Origin of the sequence: Desmonostoc muscorum LEGE 12446 (assembly GCF_015207005.2) — a bacterium.
GTDB lineage: Bacteria > Cyanobacteriota > Cyanobacteriia > Cyanobacteriales > Nostocaceae > Nostoc > Nostoc muscorum.
Genome location: NZ_JADEXS020000001.1, coordinates 8,000,734 through 8,020,743, shown reverse-complemented (window position 1 = coordinate 8,020,743; position 20,010 = coordinate 8,000,734). Strand labels below are relative to the sequence as shown.

General features: G+C 42.3%; 13 protein-coding genes, 1 tRNA gene and 1 pseudogene. 8 read left to right on the top strand and 7 right to left on the bottom strand.

Translation table 11 applies throughout. The annotated features are described in order from the left end of the window. The first annotated feature begins 24 nt into the window (after nt 1-24). Together IQ276_RS33025 and IQ276_RS33020 are read left to right on the top strand one after the other, a co-directional pair. Nucleotides 25-960: a hypothetical protein gene (locus IQ276_RS33025; protein ID WP_193916626.1), complete on the top strand. Its 936-nt coding sequence runs from the start codon at nt 25-27 to the stop codon at nt 958-960. A 512-nt stretch (nt 961-1,472) separates the two neighbouring features. Next, nucleotides 1,473-2,303, top strand: coding sequence for an ATP-grasp domain-containing protein (locus IQ276_RS33020; protein ID WP_193916628.1), 831 nt, complete (start codon nt 1,473-1,475; stop codon nt 2,301-2,303). A 62-nt stretch (nt 2,304-2,365) separates the two neighbouring features. Here the strand turns inward: IQ276_RS33020 and IQ276_RS33015 are convergent, their stop codons facing one another. After that, the gene (locus IQ276_RS33015) at nt 2,366-4,447 is read right to left on the bottom strand and encodes a GAF domain-containing sensor histidine kinase (protein WP_193916630.1); all 2,082 of its coding nucleotides are present in this window, start codon (nt 4,445-4,447) and stop codon (nt 2,366-2,368) included. Between the two features lie 357 nt (nt 4,448-4,804). Here IQ276_RS33015 and IQ276_RS33010 point away from each other — a divergent pair, with 357 nt between their 5' ends. The 3 genes and pseudogenes from IQ276_RS33010 to IQ276_RS33005 all read left to right on the top strand — a co-directional run bounded on the left by IQ276_RS33010 (nt 4,805) and on the right by IQ276_RS33005 (nt 10,133). Next, nucleotides 4,805-7,561: a cobaltochelatase subunit CobN gene (locus IQ276_RS33010; protein ID WP_255264369.1), complete on the top strand. Its 2,757-nt coding sequence runs from the start codon at nt 4,805-4,807 to the stop codon at nt 7,559-7,561. Then, a pseudogene (locus IQ276_RS40455) lies at nt 7,500-8,987 on the top strand (cobaltochelatase subunit CobN); the annotation flags it as partial. The gene IQ276_RS33010 and the pseudogene IQ276_RS40455, both read left to right, overlap by 62 nt. Before the next feature lie 9 nt (nt 8,988-8,996). Beyond that, the gene (locus tag IQ276_RS33005; protein ID WP_193915604.1) at nt 8,997-10,133 is read left to right on the top strand and encodes a peptidoglycan-binding domain-containing protein; all 1,137 of its coding nucleotides are present in this window, start codon (nt 8,997-8,999) and stop codon (nt 10,131-10,133) included. A 132-nt stretch (nt 10,134-10,265) separates the two neighbouring features. Here IQ276_RS33005 and IQ276_RS33000 read toward each other — a convergent pair whose 3' ends face one another. The 4 genes from IQ276_RS33000 to lipA all read right to left on the bottom strand — a co-directional run bounded on the left by IQ276_RS33000 (nt 10,266) and on the right by lipA (nt 14,948). Beyond that, complete coding sequence (locus tag IQ276_RS33000; RefSeq protein ID WP_073643287.1) at nt 10,266-10,721, bottom strand: Fur family transcriptional regulator; 456 nt, start codon at nt 10,719-10,721, stop codon at nt 10,266-10,268. Between the two features lie 375 nt (nt 10,722-11,096). Continuing rightward, nucleotides 11,097-12,347: an RNA polymerase sigma factor SigC gene (sigC, locus tag IQ276_RS32995; protein WP_073643288.1), complete on the bottom strand. Its 1,251-nt coding sequence runs from the start codon at nt 12,345-12,347 to the stop codon at nt 11,097-11,099. Between the two features lie 617 nt (nt 12,348-12,964). Continuing rightward, entirely contained in the window at nt 12,965-13,915 is a 951-nt protein-coding gene (locus IQ276_RS32990; RefSeq protein ID WP_193915607.1) for an NAD(P)H-dependent glycerol-3-phosphate dehydrogenase, read from the bottom strand. Nucleotides 13,916-14,069: 154 nt separating this feature from the next. Next, nucleotides 14,070-14,948: a lipoyl synthase gene (gene lipA / locus IQ276_RS32985; RefSeq protein WP_193915610.1), complete on the bottom strand. Its 879-nt coding sequence runs from the start codon at nt 14,946-14,948 to the stop codon at nt 14,070-14,072. Between the two features lie 136 nt (nt 14,949-15,084). Between lipA and IQ276_RS32980 the strand changes: the two genes are divergently transcribed. Next, nucleotides 15,085-15,158 (top strand) — tRNA-Pro (locus IQ276_RS32980). A gap of 286 nt (nt 15,159-15,444) precedes the next feature. Here the strand turns inward: IQ276_RS32980 and IQ276_RS32975 are convergent. Continuing rightward, nucleotides 15,445-15,888, bottom strand: a complete 444-nt coding sequence (locus tag IQ276_RS32975; RefSeq protein ID WP_193915613.1) for a hypothetical protein — start codon at nt 15,886-15,888, stop codon at nt 15,445-15,447. 64 nt (nt 15,889-15,952) lie between these two features. Here IQ276_RS32975 and IQ276_RS32970 point away from each other — a divergent pair, with 64 nt between their 5' ends. Both IQ276_RS32970 and IQ276_RS32965 read left to right on the top strand, forming a co-directional pair. Beyond that, nucleotides 15,953-17,473, top strand: coding sequence for a class I SAM-dependent DNA methyltransferase (locus tag IQ276_RS32970; RefSeq protein ID WP_193915616.1), 1,521 nt, complete (start codon nt 15,953-15,955; stop codon nt 17,471-17,473). Continuing rightward, nucleotides 17,464-18,759, top strand: a complete 1,296-nt coding sequence (locus IQ276_RS32965) for a restriction endonuclease subunit S (protein WP_193915619.1) — start codon at nt 17,464-17,466, stop codon at nt 18,757-18,759. Before IQ276_RS32970 ends, IQ276_RS32965 begins: the two co-directional genes overlap by 10 nt. Before the next feature lie 36 nt (nt 18,760-18,795). On the opposite strand, the gene IQ276_RS32960 is transcribed toward IQ276_RS32965, so the two are convergent. Then, entirely contained in the window at nt 18,796-20,001 is a 1,206-nt protein-coding gene (locus tag IQ276_RS32960) for a DUF6575 domain-containing protein (protein ID WP_193915622.1), read from the bottom strand. Nucleotides 20,002-20,010 lie beyond the last annotated feature (9 nt).

The following is a 20,010-nucleotide window of genomic DNA, read 5'->3' as shown; positions in this document are numbered from 1 at the left end:
TTCGCTGCTTTTGGTGAAAGTTCCATGTCACAAGACAATCCAAAACCGACTGATGAGCAGGTAACTCAACCTCCCCAAAAACCTTACCAGAGAGTTCAGCCAATTTGGAAGGCTAAAATTATCCAACTTCTGAGAGGAACAATTGGGGTTTTAGAAGTAACAGTCCAAAAACTGGAGACAGCGCCCCCACCTGGTGCTGGGGAAACTCCCAGTTTTTTGCAGCGGCTTCAGTTGTGGTGGGGTGGACTATTAAGGACAGTCCGTTTATTTTTGCCATCAAATTTATCAACAAAGTTATCAGATACAGCTTTGACCGGAATTGTTACTGGAATTGCGGTAATTCTGGTTTGGACAACTACGACTATTTTTACTGGTAAACCTACGGAAGTAGCAACACTTCCCCCGGTTGAGGAGGTTCCCATCCCAACACCAACGATAACTACTCCGCCGGAATCAGTCGCACCAGAACCACAGCCACCAGAGGAAATTACGCCGCCCCCGGAAGCACAGCAACCACCAGAGGAAATTACGCCGCCACCGCCAGAAGCCCAACAGCCACCAGAGGAAATTATACCCCCGCCACCAGAACCGGAAGTAATTCCCACGCCAACGCCTACGCCAACACCAACCATAGAATTGACTCCTGAACAAGCCTTAATTGTGGCTATTGAAAATCAGGTAGCTGAAATTAGCGATCGCATTGCCTCAGGTCTGATAAAGTCAATTCAAGCCAACTTCCGCACGAGTAATCTCACTGTCAAAATTAGCGACGATTGGTACACTCTCCCAGAATCTCAACAGGATAAACTTGCTGCCGAAATTTTACAACGCTCTCAACAACTTGATTTTACTCATTTAGAAATTATCGACTCTCAAAATCGCCTGATAGCACGTAATCCAGTTGTTGGTACCCAAATGGTAATTTTTAAACGACAAGCAACAGCTTCAACAACAACTTAAAAATTGGTGTTGCATCTTTTTATAAAGGGTTTTTAGATTTCATTACCTAAATTTCATCCCTTGTTTGTGCAACGCCCTAAAAATCCCAACGTTAAGCAAGAGACGCGATAAATCGCCGTCTCTACAACAATCAATTACTTGTAGAGACGGCGATTTATCGCGTCTTTGTCATATAGAATTTTGATCAAATTTTGATCAAAAAACTTTAACCGGACAGTATTGGGTCTGGAGCTTATTCTAATTCTGAATTCTGCTGTAAATAATACACTTTTTTGCTTAAGTGTAAAATCTATGTTTATCACCTTTTTGTATCCACTGCAAAATTGACGACAAACTGTTGCATTATCTACTAAATAGGTGTATTTTATAGAATGGCTTTTCTAAAAAGCTTTAATAAAATATAATTCACTAAATCATAAAAAGCGCTCAATTGATATTTATCAATTTCAGCTAACTTTTTTTTTGCGAATTCATATAAACACTTAATCTACCAAGCTGAACTTCAAGCATTTATGTTAGACAACGTTTCGTTATTACTCCAAGCCTGTGAAAACTTAAATATCAGCTATGAAATTATTTATCCTGCTGAAAATTTAATCAAAGTAAAATTTAATAATAAACACCACTACTTTTGTAATTATAGCACTCCGTTAATTAATCAAGCAGTGGCAAAAATTGTCAGAGATAAGGAATATACTTATCATCTTTTAAATAAAAAAATTAAACTTCCTCGCACAATGGGGTTTCTTTCACCTCTTTGCGATCCAAAATACAAGATGTACTTAAAATTTCCAACTATTGAAGATATTATCTTAGAAATTCAGGAAAATTTTGAAACACCTGTGATTGTAAAAAGAAATTCTGGTTCAAGCGGACATAACGTCTTTTTATGCCAGAATCAAGATGAAATTGAAAATGCTTTAAAAGAGATTTTTAATCTTAATAGCAAGTATGATTACGTCGCTATTGCCCAAGAATTAATTCACATTAAATCTGAATATAGAGCAGTTTTCTTAAATAAAGAGTTAGTTCTACTCTATGAAAAAGATATAACTAACGCGAATTTTATAGGTAACTTAAGTCCTCTCCACTGGGATGGCGCAAAAGCCAAATATATCAGCGATCCCAAAATATTGTCAGAGATTGATAACTTTGCCAGACCGATTTTTGAAGAATTAGACCTTGATTATGGTGGGTTAGATATCGTATTAGATAAAGATAACCAATATTGGTTAATTGAAATCAATTCTCACCCTAATTTTACCATTTTCACCAGAGACAATGGCAAGGAACATGCATTAAAAGTTTTTGAAAAAATCCTAATTACTTTAGCCTCAAAATAATTTAGGGTATTGGGCATTGGGCAGGGAACATAATTCTTGTACAGACGCGATTAATCGCGTCTCTAGTGACTATTGGGTACTTTCATTGTCTGAGTTGGTATCCACACAGTAAAAATTGAGCCAACACTCACGGTTGATTCTACTTCAATTCGACCCCGATGGAGTTCTACAAGTTGTTTAGTTAAAGCTAGTCCCAATCCGGTACCTTCGTAGCGGCGGCGATAGGGTGTATCGAGTTGCTGAAATTTCTCAAACAATAATGGTAATTTTTCTTCAGGAATGCCAATTCCAGTATCTTCCACTTGAAAAATAGCGGTGTCGTCTTCCACCCAAAGACGCAAAGTAACGCTGCCATTTTCGGGGGTAAATTTAATCGCATTGGTTAATAAATTCCAGAGAACTTGTTCTAATCGTTCAGAATCGGCGGTAAAGCGATCGCGCTTTGGATCAATTTGCAAATCAAGTTTGAGATTTACTTGTTCGCTTGTTGCTTTTTGTTGTAATGATTCCACAGTTCTTTGTGCAACACTCACCAAAGAAAATTCCGAAATATTTAAAGCTGTCTTTCCAGCCTCGATTTGTGATAAATCGAGGATGTCATTAATCATTTCTAATAAATGTTCTCCACTGTCGTGGATTGTTTGCAAATAATCCCGTTGTCGTTGACTTAATTCACCCAAAGGCCAGCGTAACAACGTCGAAGACATCCCAATCACATAAGTTAAAGGCGTGAGTAATTCATGGCTGATGGTAGCGAGAAATTCACTTCTAAGGCGGCTAGCAGCTTCGGCGGCGAGGAGGGCATCGCGTAGCGCCCTTGTACGTTCAATGACTCGTTCTTCCAGGGTTTGTTTTTCTTGGGTGAGGGTTTGCATTAACTCCGCTTGGTGAATGGCGATCGCTAATTGTTCAGCGATGGAACTCAGCAACTTTTTTTCGCTATCAGTCCACTGACGTGGGCGATCGCACTGATGAGCAATTAGCAATCCCCAGAGTTTTTCCTCAAAGATAATCGGTGCAGCCAACTTTGCCCGGACTTGGCATTCCCTTAAAAAATTTAACAAACACTCTTCTAAAGCATAGGTTTTTTCGATATCATCCACAGCTAAAGTAAAGCCCTGGCGATACTTTTCCCAACATTGAGAGGTTGGGAAAAAACAATTTTTTTCTCTGTAATTCAATACCGATGTAATACCATCTTTAGCACGGGCTTCATAGACAATATAACCGCGATACTTTTGATACTCTTCTGGTAGAGATTGACTATTTACTGACAGAGAAAGCGGGGGTCTACCATTATCATTATTAGTGGAAAAATCCGAGCCTTGGCTTCCTCGAATTGAAATTTCAGATTTGATACCACTAGCTAAAATTCCCTCTGTTGTAGGTAGTGCCGTGCCATAGAAATCAATACTATCAAACTGGTATTCTTGAGTCTTGACTTTGGAACCCGGAAATTTATAAATTACTAATCTGTCTAATTCTAGAAACTCACGCACCTGTGTAATTGCCGTTGCCATAATTACTGGCAAATCAAGGCTTTTGCGGATCTGCGTTGTTACCTGATTTAACAGTTGTTCTTGGGAAATTTGTTTTTTTAGGGCATCTTCCACTGGCTGACAAATATAAACAGCCGGTCCAATTACACTTGGAGGTGGTATTATTTCTTGGTTTGGCTGAGTTAGAAAATATTCTAATAACAACAGCGTGAATTGACTTTGGAGTGTAGGATCATTAGGTCTAATAACTTGGCGATAACGTTCGAGATTTTGGTGAGTATCAGAATTGCACTCAAACAAATCTCTCAATTCCAACACAAAAGAGGCGATCGCCTCTAAATTAAATGTCAATGTAGCAGAGACGCCATTAATCCCGTCTGTATAAGAGTTCTGAGTAGGTAGTTGTTCTCCCTCATCTACCTCCAAATTCCCCACCAACAGCCCACTAAACTGCTCAGAAACTACTACTGTAAACCTTTGCCTTTCCCACTCCACAGGTATGCGAATCGACGCCAACACAGCTTCTGTTATTACCAAAGCTGGACTTCCCACCGTTTGAGCCATCTGCTCTAACAATTCCCCAAGCTGATTGAATACAACAATAGGCAAGGTTCGAGAAAAGCTCAAATCAGGAGAACTCAGCATTTTCAATCATTGTGGTAAGAGGGGGCTGAATGCAGGGACGAAAGTTTGTTTTTCTTCAGAAGAACTTAGAAGTCGGAATGGGCTATGTCCCGCTGCGCTAACAGAATTCAGAATAAATGGGAGTTTGAGTGGGTGATAGAGTAGGATTCGCCCAGTCCGCGAGTGTCTGAGTATTAATCAAAACTTCGTCTCCTTATGGGCGAAAAAAAGTTCAAAATTCTTCCTTATTAAAACTCTATCCGTTTATGGGTGGAGTCTTCTGAATTCTGAATTCTGTTAGCGTAGCGGGACATAGCCCATTCTGACTCCTTTTTTCTTTGTGTACTAACCAACAGTTTAAGACGGTAATAAAAGATTATGCATCGTATTAGTGGCATATCGGGTGGATTGAATCAGTCAGAGAGTTTAATTTTTGTAGAACAAACTCCAGCGACTCTGGTGTTGATTACGGCTGCTGATACCGATATTCAAACCTTGGCAGCTGCCGTTGGCAAATTACCTGCACCCTTTCCTACATTCAGAGTCGCCAACTTATTGCAATTGCAGCAACAATTAAGTATAGATACTTACGCAGAGCAAGTTTTAGAACTTGCCCAGGTAATCATTCTACGCCTGTTAGGAGGACGTTCCTACTGGGCTTATGGCTTAGAAGTAGTGCAGGAAATTGTGCAACGTAATGGTACAACCCTTATTGTAATGCCCGGAGACGACAGTCTTGATCCCGACTTGATATCCCACTCTACTGTGCCTTTGGGTATTGTTAACCAGGTATGGCAGTATTTTAGCGAAGGCGGAGTAGAAAATTTCGTGAATGCTCTGCAATTTATCGCCGACACTTGTTTGTCAACTGCATACAATCCTCCATTACCCCAGCGCATACCGCGTGTGGGATTGTATGAATGGGGAGTGGGGAGTGGGGAGTGGGGAGTGGGGAGTGAGGGGGATGAGGGGGATGAGGGGGATGAGGGGGATGAGGGGGATGAGGGAGCAGGGGGAGCAGGGGGAGCAGGGGAGGCAGGGGGAGAAAGGATAACCAATGCCCCATGCCCAATGCCCAATGCCCAATGCCCAATGCCCCATGCCCAATGCCCCATGCCCAAAGTCGGCATACTTTTCTACCGCGCCCATTATTTAGCGGGAAACACTAAGGTAATTGATGCTTTATGCCAAGCTTTAGTACAGAAAAATTTACAACCTGTGCCAGTTTTTGTTTCGTCATTGCGTGAACCAGATGTTCAAATTGAGTTGAGTGAATTTTTTCAACCCAAAGAAGGCGAACCAATTGCGCTGCTGCTGAATACCACCAGTTTTTCTTTAGCAAGGTTGGAGAGCGAAACACCCCAAACCGAACTGTGGCAAAAATTAGATGTGCCTGTATTCCAGGTTATCCTCAGTGGCGGATCAGTTGAACAGTGGGAGTTACAGTTTCAAGGACTTTCTCCCCGCGATATTGGGATGAATGTAGCGCTACCAGAAGTAGATGGGCGGATTATTACTCGTGCTGTGTCTTTTAAAGCAGTTCAAACTCGTAATTCCGATTTAGAGACAGATGTGGTAGTTTATGAACCAGTGAGCGATCGCATCGAGTTTGTTGCTCAACTAGCAGCAAATTGGGTGCGTCTGCGTTCAAAACCACCCCAAGAGCGGCGAATTGCCCTAATTCTGGCAAATTACCCCAACCGCAATGGACGCCTTGCTAATGGTGTGGGACTCGATACCCCAGCTAGTTGCACAGAAATCCTGCAAGCTTTACACCAAGCCGGGTATCAAGTAGAAAATCCACCTGCTCAAGGAGATGAGTTGATTCAACGGCTAACATCTGGCGTAACCAACGATCCGGAAAGTCAAGAATGGCATCCGGTGCAGCAAAGTGTCTCTTGGACAGAATATCAAGAGTATTTCGCTTCATTGCCACCAGCCGTGCAGCAAGGTATTAGTGAAAGGTGGGGACTGGGGACTGGGGACTGGGGACTAGGGACTGGGGAAAAGGAAAACGGGGGAGACAAGAGCAATATCCAATCTCCAATCCCCAGTCCCCAATCCCCAATCCCCAATCCCCAATCCCCAATCCCCGTTCCAGGAATTCAACTCGGCAACATTTTCGTGGGAATTCAGCCACCAAGGGGCTATGATAATGACCCCAGTTTGAATTATCATGCGCCGGATTTAGAGCCAACTCATGCTTATTTAGCTTTTTACTATTGGGTTAGAGAATGTTTTGGTGCTGATGCTGTAGTTCATGTGGGCAAACACGGAAATTTAGAATGGCTACCCGGTAAAAGTGTGGCTTTATCAAGTAATTGTTACCCAGAAGTAGCTTTCGGCGCACTTCCCCACCTCTACCCGTTTATTGTCAATGACCCTGGTGAGGGTTCCCAAGCCAAACGTCGCGCCCAAGCAGTGATTATAGATCACCTGACGCCACCCATGACTCGTGCGGAACTCTACGGTTCTTTGCAACAGTTAGAAAATTTAATTGATGAGTATTATGAAGCGGAAAGTTTAGATCCTTCCCGTTTACCAGTGATTCGCGATCGCATCCGCGAATTGATTCTTCAAGAAAATTTACATCTGGATTTAGGAATCCAAAACGCAGAAATTTTAAATTCAGAATTTTTAATTTTGAATTCTTTAGATGGTTATCTTTGTGAACTCAAAGAAGCTCAAATCCGTGATGGCTTACACATTTTTGGGCAATGTCCCCAAGGACAGCAACTAAGGGATTTAATAGTAGCGATCGCTCGCATACCCAATCGCTATTCTTTAGGCATTACCCGCGCCATAGCCCAGGATTGGGGTCTAGACTTCGACCCCCTCACAGCAGACTTGTCCATGACTAGTGGTCAATATTCAGTAGTCAATGGCACAGAATGTCGCACCATCGGTGATATTGTTGAAGTCCTAGAACAACACGCCGCCCTTTTAGTAGAAAAACTCATCAGCCAGAACTCAGAACTCAGAACTCAGAATTCAGAATTCCCCGTCTCACCATCCCCCTCATCCCCCTCATCTCCCTCATCCCCCCATCCCCCCACTCCCCACTCCCCACTCCCCACTCCCCACCGTTCTCAACTGGATACGCGATCGCCTGCTTCCCGCTTTACAACAAACTGACCAAGAAATTACCCATTTATTACACGGACTTGATGGCGGTTATGTCCCCAGCGCCCCATCTGGCGCACCCACCCGCGGACGCCCGGAAGTTCTACCAACGGGGAGAAACTTTTATTCTGTGGATATTCGCGCCATTCCCACAGAAACAGCTTGGGATATCGGCAGAAAAGCCGCTGAAACCCTGGTTGAATATTACACTCAAGAACATGGTGAGTATCCCAAAACACTAGGTTTATCATTGTGGGGAACTGCCACCATGAGAACTGGAGGTGATGATATTGCCGAGGCCTTGGCTTTACTGGGAGTCAGACCCCTGTGGGATGGTGCAGCACGGCGGGTGGTGGATTTTGAAATTTTACCTCTGGCGATTTTAGGGCGTCCCCGTGTAGATGTCACCTTGCGAATTTCCGGATTCTTCCGCGATGCATTTCCCAACTTAATTGATTTATTCGCTCAAGCAGTGACAGCAGTGGCAAACTTGGATGAACCGCCAGAACAAAACCCCCTCGCCGTTGCAGTTCGCCAAGAGACTGATTTGTGGACTCAACAAGGTTTAACTTTAGAAACGGCAAAAGAGCGATCGCTTTATCGCATCTTTGGTTCTCGTCCAGGTGCTTACGGCGCCGGACTCCAAGGTTTAATTGAATCGCAAAACTGGACAGATGACCAAGATTTAGCCCGCGCCTACATCAACTGGAGTTCTTACGCCTATTCCTCAGGAGCAGGGGAGCAGGGAGGCAGGGGGGCAGAGGAGCAGGGGGGCAGAGGAGCAGAAATTCTTCCTAATACCCAGCCCCCAATCCCCAGTCCCCAGTCCCCCGTCCCCATTCCCCACTCCCCACTCCCCACTCCCGAAATCTTCGAGCAACGCCTAGCCCAAATGCAAGTTGTACTCCACAATCAAGACAACCGCGAACATGACCTGCTCGATTCTGATGATTATTACCAATTTCAGGGAGGCTTAACGGCGGCGGTGCGTTCTCTACAGGGAAAAAATCCTCAAACTTATTTTGGAGATAATTCTATACCCGCCCAACCACGCGTTCGCCAACTGAAAGAAGAAATCGCACGGGTGTATCGTTCTCGCGTAGTTAATCCCAAGTGGATTGCAGGAGTTATGCGTCATGGGTATAAAGGTGCTTTTGAAATGGCTGCGACGGTAGACTATTTATTCGCCTACGATGCTACAACTAAATGTGTCGAAGATTATATGTATCAAGGCATTGTAGAGGCTTATTTACTCGATCCAGTAGTCTTGGAATTCATTGAGGAAAAGAATCCTTACGCACTGCGTGATATTGCCGAAAGATTATTAGAAGCACACAAGCGCAATTTATGGGAGGATGTAAATATAGGAACATTAGAAGCTTTGAGAAACCTAGTACATCAAGCTGAAGCAGTTATCGAAGAAAAATCAATGGTGTAGGAAAAAAATATGGAGAATCTAGCGTATTTACACCTAGCTTACGCCTACGAAGACGGCACACCCAGTGAATTGATTTCGTTCAGTTCTTTGTTTAACAAAGCAACTGCACCAGACTGGAAACGGCTTTCTGGAAAGGCTTGGAAGTATATGCTGCCCCTTGCTTTGTCTTTGTCGATTCTCAGTGCTGTCAGCAGCGTCATGGCACTGGAAAAAGGCGATCAAGGGCCTTCTGTCAGGAATTTACAACAAAAATTAAAATCAGCAGGTTTTTACCAAGCTCCCATCACCGAAGTGTATGACGTATCCACAGAACAATCTGTGCGGCGTTTCCAAAAGGCTGCTGGCATACAAGTAAACGGTGTTGTCGGACCAACCACCCTAGAAAAATTAGAAGACTGGCAAGCTAAAAAGCCTAGTTCCACAACTACAGCGAAAAAAACGACTGCTGCGACTACACAAGCTAAAAAAACTAGCACTACGAGTTCAGCTAGTTCAGCAACCAACCAACGCCGCAATTCCAACTACCTAATGAAGGGAGATGAAGGCGAAAATGTCAGGGTTTTGCAAGAACGGTTAAGAGTTGCAGGCTTTTATTACGGAAACGCCACAGGAATATTTGGCCCAATTACTGAAGAAGCTGTTAAGCGCTTCCAAGATTCTTACAACTTAAGTGTTGATGGGGTTGTTGGCCCGGCAACATTAGGTAAATTGCCGCCAGCTGGCGTTGGTGATGGAGAAGAAGCTCCTAAAAAGGTAGTAAATCGAGATAAACTCCGCCTTGGCGATCGCGGTGAGCCAGTTAGATTGCTTCAAGAACACCTAATTCAGGCAGGGTATTTAGAGGGAGAGCCAAATGGCTACTATGGTCCCTACACTGCGGATGCTGTCAAGAGATTTCAGGCAGCTAATTTCTTGGCAGCAAGTGGGGTTGCTGGCCCAACTACTAGAGCTAAGTTATACAGATCAATAAATACTGCCCCTAAAAGCGAGTTTAGTGTCCTGGAAATCCAAACGCGATTACGGGAGCGCGGTTTTTATAAAGGTAAGCTCAACGGTGTGATGGCAGATGACACCAAAAAAGCAATTAAACAAGCCCAGGAATTCTACGGCATTAGCCTCAAGGATCTTAAGAGCGGACGCTTCTAGCATCCGCTTTGGTGTTGTTAGTATCAGTCCTCAACTGCTTGCTTGCCTCCAGTAACAGCAAAGAAAGGAACTGCTCAGAATTCCATTTATTTGGTTAGTTTGAGTAGTTTCGTTTTTTTATCTACCCAAATCCTAAAGCGGCATCAGCGCTCGTTGGCACTTGGGACACACCGCATGGATGGTCATTTGACAGTCAAGTAAGTGAAAACCTTCTTTTTGAGCAGTTTTTGCCCCAATTTTTAAAATTGAGTCATTTTTAAACTCAATGGTTGAGTTACAGCGAACACAAATTAGGTGATGGTGGTGATGGGGATAAGGCTGGTTGAGTTCATAATGCTTATGTCCCTCACCCAGTTCTAATTCCCGTAGAATCCCCATTCTGGCCATCAACTTCAAAGTCCGATAAATAGTTGACAGACTGATCCCTTCACCATCAGTTTCTAACCGATGATAAAGATCTTCCGCACTCAAATGTTCACCTTGCGGAAGTTCTTGAAAAATGTGTAAAATTGTTTCGCGCTGGGGAGTCAAACGCCAGCCTCGTTCGTTCAGTTCTGCCTTGAGTGAAGTAGTTGTGTAAGCAGTCATAGCTAATATTTCTCAACAAAGCCTGTTAGTTGAGAATATAACAAATCTTGGGAGCAATTTGCAACAATCATTGCCTATTGAGAATCTTTACTAAATGATCAAGAAAAATTAATCAAATCTTGATAAATAACTCAGCTAACAATTGATCCCCACCTTCAAGAGATTCTGAACAAAGGTCTGGGGAAAGTGCTGTATGCTTAGATGCAAATAATTAGCTATAAGCTTCTAATAAGTTTTATGTCTGGGGATCAAATACAGTCATTTGTCGCTAGTAACTTGTCAGGTAAATTTTTCAAATGACAAAGCGCAAAATCTGAGCGGAGGTTTCCTCCGCTCAGACTTTCTAACAGATGACTAATGACAAATAACCATTGACTAACTTAGAGACTCCAAATAATCGCGGATAAGGTTCCGGCGCTTGGGTTGGCGTAGCTTTTGCAAAGCCTTGGATTCAATTTGTCGTACTCGTTCGCGGGATAAATCGAGAGCGCGGCCAATTTCTGCTAAAGAGTAAGGATGACCATCTGCCAAACCAAATCGCATCAAAATTACGTCGCGTTCCCGACTAGTCAAATCCGAGAGAAGATGATGCAAGTCTTTTTGTAAAGATTCTCGCATTAACATTTCTTCTGGAGTTACATTGTCAGTTTCCAGTAATTCTCCTAACTCAGTATCTTTATCCTTGCCTACCTTGGTTTCCAAAGACACGGAGCGAGGAACCCGCAACAAAACTTCACGTACTTGTGTAGGTGTCATTTCCAACTCAGCAGCTAGATCCTCTAGAGTCGGGGTGCGACCTTTTTCTTGAGCAATTTTGCGCTGGGCTTTTTTGATTTTGTTTAACTTTTCTGTAATATGAACAGGTAGGCGGATTGTGCGACTAGAAGTAGCGATCGCCCGTGTAATTCCCTGACGAATCCACCAGTAAGCATAGGTACTGAAGCGATAACCCTTAGTTGGGTCAAATTTTTCTACAGCCCTCTCCAAACCAAGAGTACCTTCTTGGACTAAATCCAACAATTCCAAACCACGATTTTGGTACTTCTTAGCAACAGACACAACCAGGCGAAGATTAGCCTTAATCATGTGTTCTTTTGCCTGGAGTCCTTGGGACTGAACTTGCTCCAACTCTTCTACTGTCAACTTAGCGATTTCAGCCCAGCGACGTTTGCCATCTGCCAAAATCGGTCTGAGATCCGATACCATGACACCAGCAGTGGCAGCCCACCTTTCCAAAGACGGGCGATGTCCTAGTTCGGAAGTTAGACGCTCTTGGACTTCAATTAACTTCTGATAAGGCGAAATTACCTCATCTCCTTGCTTTGCGGCATTAGCAAGTACTATCCGCATCCGCAAGTAGCGCTGAACTTTTTGAGCTTCTGAAACCTCTTCATCTCGACCTAACAACCTAACCCGACCGATTTCCTGAAGATATAGACGTACAAGATCTGTACTACGGCGGTTAGCGCTAGCGGCAAAGTTAGTATGGTCAACAGAAGCCATTTCTAGCTCCTGTAAATCATCTACCGATAACTCACTTTCATCAACCGTGAGATCCGAGTCCAAAACCTGGCGGGACTTTTGGGTATTGTAGGCGGCATCTGCATAAAAAGATGTTGCTGGCATAAAACGTCTCAATGGCTCCAGGTAACAATAGATTAGGGTCAGCTTTAAGATTACGGTCAGCTATTCAACTGTTGCTATTGTTCCCGTGATTCACGATGAACTAACACGGTAGAGAATTCCATTACAATTTTTTTGAGAAATTCAATGGAATGGTTTGATTGGATACAGTATTACTGAACTTAATCGGCTGCTAAGCTTCTAATTGAACCAATAGCTATTCAATTGTGCAGCGAGGCTTTCAATATCTAAACTACTTAGTTAAGATTTCAAATTTGATGGTTTTTGATAGTTACTTTTGTAACGCGGTATAAACATAATTCAGTGAATATCTTGTTTATAATTGTCATAGTCACATTTACATGGCTACCAAAGTAATATCCTGACGATTTACCAATTTTTTCTCAGGATTATTTGGTAATAAGTTTAACTAATAGATCAGATAGAACTGATTAGTGGCGGAGGGGGAAGAAGACGCGGGGAGTGGGAGACGCTCTGACGCGGGGAGGGAAGAAGACCTGGGAACGCGGAGAGTGTTCGTGATAAATTCCGCCTGTTCCAAGGTCTCCGTGTCCCCGTGTCCCCGCGTCTCCGTGTCCCCGTGTCCTCATCTCAAACCACTAGTAGTTATACTCAGGCTTGATATCTCGTAACATTAGTTCATCAAGTGCTTGTCGGGGTGTGATTTGACCCTGAAGTAGGTGATAAACTTGCTCGGTAATTGGCACAGCAATGTTTTGTTGCTTGGCTCGTTGTATCAAAACCCGACAAGTGTTAACTCCCTCAGCGGTTCCTTGTAAATTTGTGAGAATTTCTGTAAGTGTCTTACCACCAGCTAGCTGATAGCCGACTTGGTAATTGCGACTTAAGGGACTGTTGCAGGTTGCTAACAGATCTCCTAGACCCGATAAACCATAAAATGTTCCCGTCTTTGCGCCCCAGTTGTTACCGACGCGAATTATTTCTGTAAGTCCACGGGTGACTAAAGCAGCTTTGGCATTGGTTCCTAGTTGTAAACCATCGCACACACCAGCGGCGATCGCAATCACATTTTTCAAAGTTCCCCCTAGTTCCACACCAAGGGGATCTGAATTGGTATATACCCGGAAACGATGTGAGGAAAATACTAACTGCACTAGCTCAGCAGCCGTGGGGATATTACTGGCTACCACAGTTGCTGCTGGTAATTGCATTTGAATTTCTTTAGATAAATTCGGCCCTGACAGAACAACTACTGCATGGTTAGGGAATATTGTTTGCCAAATTTGCGACGGCGTACAGGTGGTTTGGGGGTCTAAGCCTTTGGTTGCTGTGACAAAAATTGTCTCTGGAGAAAGAGGGAAAGAGTGGACTTGAGAAGCAACATCCCTGACACCTGTCATGGAGATAGCTGACAGGATTATGTGGACATCTTTGACTACTGCTTCGAGAGTTTGGGAACCGTGACGCGACCAGACACGCACCTCATGGCCATTGGCCGCTGCTAGATTTGCCAGCGCCGTACCCCAAGCACCCGCACCCAGAATGGCAACGGATTTTGGATTTTGGATTTCGGATTTTGGATTAGTCATCACTCAAGAGACTCCATGAGTTGCGCCCACAAGGAAAGATAAAAATTTTTCTTTCACACTCCCCATTCCCATACAGACGCGATGAATCGCGTCTCTACAAACTCCCCATTTCTCCATCTCTTCACTCACCAATCTAAAATCTAAAATCTAAAATCTAAAATTGACTGCGGGGATTACGTTCCATTAATTCCCTGACTTGTTCTGCATGATATGAGCTTCTTGTCAATGGTGAAGAAACAACTTGTAAAAATCCTATTTCTTCGCCGAATGCCTTCCAAGCAGCAAATTGTTCTGGGTGGATAAAATCATTTACTTTCAGGTGTTTTTGACTGGGTTGGAGGTATTGCCCAATTGTTAAAATGTCGCAATCTACAGATCGCAAGTCTTGCATGACTTGACGGATTTCGGCGTCAGTTTCACCGAGTCCAACCATGATACCGGATTTAGTGTAGGTGCTAGGAGAAAGTTGGCGAGTTCGCTGCAATAATTCTAATGTGCGATCGTAATTTCCTTGGGGACGCACCCGGCGATACAAACGGGGGATGGTTTCCGTGTTATGGTTTAACACCTCTGGTGCAGCTTGGAGAATCAACTCTAAAGCATTCCAATTACCGCACAAGTCAGGAATTAGCACTTCAATTGTGGTGTTGGGTGAGACGTTACGAACTGCATCAATACACCCCACAAATTGAGATGCGCCACCATCTGGCAAATCATCTCGGTTTACAGAAGTGATTACCACATGATTAAGTTTCATGCGGCGAACAGCTTCCGCTAGTCGTGCAGGTTCGGTGGGGTCTAATGGTTTGGGTTTTTTCTCAAAATCAATATCGCAGTAGGGACAAGCGCGTGTACAAGCCGGTCCCATAATCAAAAACGTGGCAGTACCAGCGTTGAAGCATTCACCAATATTCGGACAGGACGCTTCCTCGCAAACTGTATTGAGAGCTAAATCCCGCAAAATGTCTTTAACGTTACCGATGCGCTCACGCCCAGGTGCTTTCACCCGCAACCAGTCTGGTTTTACAGTCACAATCCGCTTTGACCACTAAAGTTATACAAATTTAATGTTAGCAAGCAAAGCCTTTGGTGAATTGATTATATATAGATGTAATTTTGTCATTTGCCACGGGTTGTGATATTTTGGTTTTATAGTGCCGTTTTTATGGCGGGATGTGGCGCAGCTTGGTAGCGCACTTCGTTCGGGACGAAGGGGCCGCTGGTTCGAATCCAGTCATCCCGATTTGTGTAGAGCGACAAATTATTTGTCTGTGACGACACATTATTTGTCAAAAAGTCTAAAACGACAAATTATTTGTCATAATTTTTCTAGAGATGATTTTCCTAATTGAAGTCGCATTGATCTGACTATGCACAGTGTCGGCAGTCTCCCGAACGAAGTGCGGCTTTCAACCCTCCTAATTCAAACAAATATTTCACCTAGTAACAACAAAAATTTGCTTTCAACTCTGCTCTGGATTGGATTTCACTACTGATTTGCTCACGTATATAGCGGAGTTTTGGGATAACTATGCTGCCTGCTTGATAGGTTTTGGCGATCGCAATAATTGCATCAGCCAATAATCTATCGACATATCACCTAAATGTAATTCACCAAAATCATTGGGTGCATTTCGTTTCTGAGCTTTGTGATCTTCGTGAGATAGGCGTTGTTGTTTTTTCCGCTGGCGATTGAGAAGCTTGTAATTTTTACCAAGTAGTTGTTTAGTGCTAGGATATGCTAAAACTTTCTTTTTGGCAGCATCTACCACAGCTACTGTGGCTGCTTTATCTAGTCCAAAACTAACACCAACGATAATACTAGATTTACCTTGATACAGAGGTTTACTAGGATAATTAGGAAAGGTTTGGTTAAGTGCTTCCCTCTTAGTTCGCTCACCTTGTAGACGACATAGCTGTTTCTCAGTAAGATCCTCTTTTTGTTCCTTATTCTTAACTAATCGCACGCTCATTTCACCTTGTAGGTGCAAAATCTGAGCCAAGCTATTAATATTAAAAATCCCACAGTAAGGCTAAATGTTTGAGCAAACTTTTAAAAATATTGATGATGTTCTCTGGAAAGAGGCGGGTTGTACTACAGAGTTAGATTACACGGAGCAAACCTCTTGGCTGCTGTTTCTGAAGTATTTGGATGATTTGGAGCAGGAAAGGGCGCTAGAGGCGGAACTGGCTGGCAAGCCATACGAATTTATTATTGATGAGGCGCATCGCTGGTCATCTTGGGCAGCACCGAAAAAAGCGGATGGTACATTGGATCATGATAATGCGCTGATTGGCGATGATCTGATTGATTATGTCAACCGCAAGTTATTCCCATATTTACAGAGTTTTAAGCAACGGGCTACTAGTCCAGATACAATCGAATACAAGATTGGGGAAATTTTTAGCGAGATTAAGAATAGGTTTCAAAGCGGCTACAGCTTACGGGATGCGCTGGAATATATTGATGAGCTACGGTTTCGATCGCAACAGGAGAAACACGAGCTATCGCATCTCTATGAAGCCAAAATCAAAAATATGGGTAATGCAGGGCGTAATGGTGGGGAATATTACACGCCGCGTCCGTTGATTCGGGCAATGATTCAGGTGGTGAAGCCGAAGATTGGCGATCGCATTTATGATGGGGCTTGTGGTTCGGCTGGGTTTTTGTGCGAGAGTTACGACTATTTACGTCGGGGTAAGCTGACAACAAAAGAGCTTGAGATTCTTCAAAAACATACGTTTACGGGTAAAGAAAAGAAAAGTTTGGCGTATGTGATTGCCATCATGAATATGATTTTGCATGGCATTGATGCGCCGAATATTATCCACACCAACACGCTGACGGAAAATCTCAGTGATATTCAAGACAAGAATCGTTTTGATGTCATCTTGGCTAATCCGCCATTTGGGGGGAAGGAACGCAAGGAAGTACAGCAGAATTTCCCGATTAAAACTGGGGAAACAGCGTTTCTGTTTTTGCAGCATTTCATCAAAATGCTGAAGATAGGCGGTAGGGCTGCGGTAGTAATCAAAAATACATTCCTGTCAAATTCGGACAATGCTTCGCGGGCATTGCGTCAAGAGCTTTTGAGTAGTTGCAATTTGCACACCATTTTAGATTGTCCGAGTGGGACTTTTATCGGTGCGGGGGTGAAAACAGTGGTGCTGTTTTTTGAGAAAGGAAAGCCCTTCGACTCCGTTCAGGGAATGCCTTTATTTTCTCAGGGAAAACCTTTAACTCAGGGGATGGCTACTCAGAAAATTTGGTATTACCAACTCGATCCGGGGCGTAGTTTGGGGAAAACAAATGCGCTGAATGATGAGGATTTGCGCGAGTTTGTGGAGTTTCAGGCTACCTTTGCAGAGTCGGAAAAGTCTTGGCTGGTGGATATTGCTGATGTGGATCGGGTGACGTTTGATTTGTCGGTGAAGAATCCGAATAAGACTGAGGAATCGAAGTTACGAGAACCGCAGGAAATTTTGGATGAAATTGCGGCTTTAGATGCGGAGAGTGCAGAAATTTTGGCTGGAATTGGGGAAATGGTATGTCGTTGAGAATGAATAGTAAAACATTACCAAAAGGATGGATTGAAAAGAAATTAGGAGAGATTTGCTTGATAAAGCATGGGTTTGCTTTTAAGAGCCAATTTTTTACTTCTGAAGAATCTGATTATGTATTACTCACACCAGGCTCCTTCTATGAGAGTGGTGGATATCGTGAGCAAGGTGAAAAGACAAAATATTATATTGGCAAAATTCCTAATGGTTTTATTCTCAAGAAAGGTGATTTCCTTTTCGCCATGACAGAACAAGCTCCTGGACTTCTTGGCAGCCCTCTAATTGTTCCTGAGTCAAACAGATTTCTACACAATCAACGTCTTGGACTTGTACAAGTTTTTGATGGAATTGACTGGCATAACGATTTTTTCTTTCATCTGTTCAACACTCAAGAATTTAGAGCAGCAGTTCAAAGTAGTGCTTCAGGAGTTAAAGTTCGACATACATCTCCAAATAAATTAGGTGCTATATCAATTCGATTCCCTCCAACTATAGTTGAGCAAAAAGCTATAGCAGATAATCTGAATGAGGCGTTTGAGGGGATTGATAGAGCGATCGCAAACACCGAAAAAAACCTCACCAATGCCAGCGAACTATTTGAAAGCTATCTAAACGCCATCTTTACCAAGAAAGGCAAAGGGTGGACAGAGAAAAAGTTAGGAGATATAGCAACTTTTAGAAATGGTCTAAACTTCACAAAAAGTAGTAAAGGTGAGTCAATCAAGATTGTCGGCGTTAAAGATTTTCAAAACTATTTTTGGATTCAGGAAGATCAATTAGATTCCGTGACCATAGATGCAGAGTTAAAGGAAATAGATATCCTTCGCAAAGGAGATATATTAACTGTTCGTTCCAATGGCAATAAAGAATTAATAGGGCGTTGTGTACTAGCAGGTGATCTATCTCAAAAAACCTCACACTCTGGCTTCACAATTAGAATTCGCATAGAAAGTGAGAATATTTATCCCCAGTTTATAGTCTACTCTCTAAAATCTAGGCATATCCGAAAACAGCTAATAGAAAGTGGTGGCGGAATTAGCATTAGTAGTCTTAACCAACAGGGGCTTTCATCAATCACAATTAGTTTTCCTAAATTTTCAGAGCAAAAAGCTATTGTTGCAAACATTAACGAGATAGCCACTGAAAGTCAACGTCTCGAAGCGATTTACACACAAAAAATCACTGCACTCAATGAACTCAAACAATCGATCCTGCAAAAAGCCTTCACTGGCGAACTCACCGCAGACACCCCTAAAACTGCTAAAGAGGAAATTGCAGCATGAAAGATTATTTAACGCAATAAAGCAACGATCTCAAGTTTATATATTTTCTGATTCTGCTTCTAACTTTAAACTTAATAATTCATATTCGTGCTTTTCCTTATTCAGAACAGTAGATACAATAACATACTCTTGAATAGTGGCTACATAAACTCTATTTCTGCTAATAGTTTCTACATCTTTCATAGCCGAATCTGCTATCAAGCATTTGTATTTTTTCTTAGAACCGACTTCTTGTAAAGTTAATGTTTTACTACTGTAACTAATCTGAGTCAATTTTACATTTACACAAATTTCTGTTTCTGCTCTTAACTTAGTATTCTTGATAACATCAAGAACTTTAAATACAGTTTCTTGTTCTATTTCTCCCATTTGTACCTTTTGACCAGGAGAAGCCCAATCTATGTGTAATTTACTTATTCCAATTCTAGTTAAAGCTGTTAAAAACTCAGTATATTTAAAAGCTGTTTTCTTTTTTAATACATTTAATTTAGCTGGCAATTCCTCTGTATTTGCCCCAAGATTTATTAACTGTATAAATTCTTTTAAGCATTGCCCTAAGAAAGACTCTCCTAAACCTAAACTATCTTCTGCATATACAGTTCCTTCCAGGCGCATTCCAAATGAGCCACTAAATACACCAGACATAACAACTTGAGTCTTTTGCTTTACTTCTGGTTGTATTATGTGGCTTTCTGATTTACCTAGCTTGATTTGACCGATAGCATCAATTGTTTCTTGTAATGAAGATAAAATTAACCCTAAATCACCCACAGGAGCTTCTGTAATCTCTTCCTCTGGAAACTGTAAAACAAAATTAATTATTTCTCTTCTTTTTTGAATAGAAACCGTTTCAATATTAGTATGATTGCAATTATCTTCAGCCTGAATAACTTGCCCTAATCCTGGCAAATATTCATCTGGAATTTCATTGCAATTAACAGTTTTTACAACAACATTCATCCCTTCTTCATAAGGGATTTCTACATGATATACAAAACCATCTTCTGTATTATTAAATATATCTCTAAGCTCAAATTTACCCTGAGCTAGGTTTTGAAATCTAGATGAAGACATGGGAGCATATAACCATATCTCAGCAACATCAGAACTATCTACACAAATTACAATAAAAATTAATCCCGATTTATTTTTACAGGAAAACAACACTGGCTTATCATAAAAGTCGTAGACTTCTATAATTTCAAGCTGTCCTAGTATTGTTCGTTCCGGCAAAAAACTCATGTTTATAAC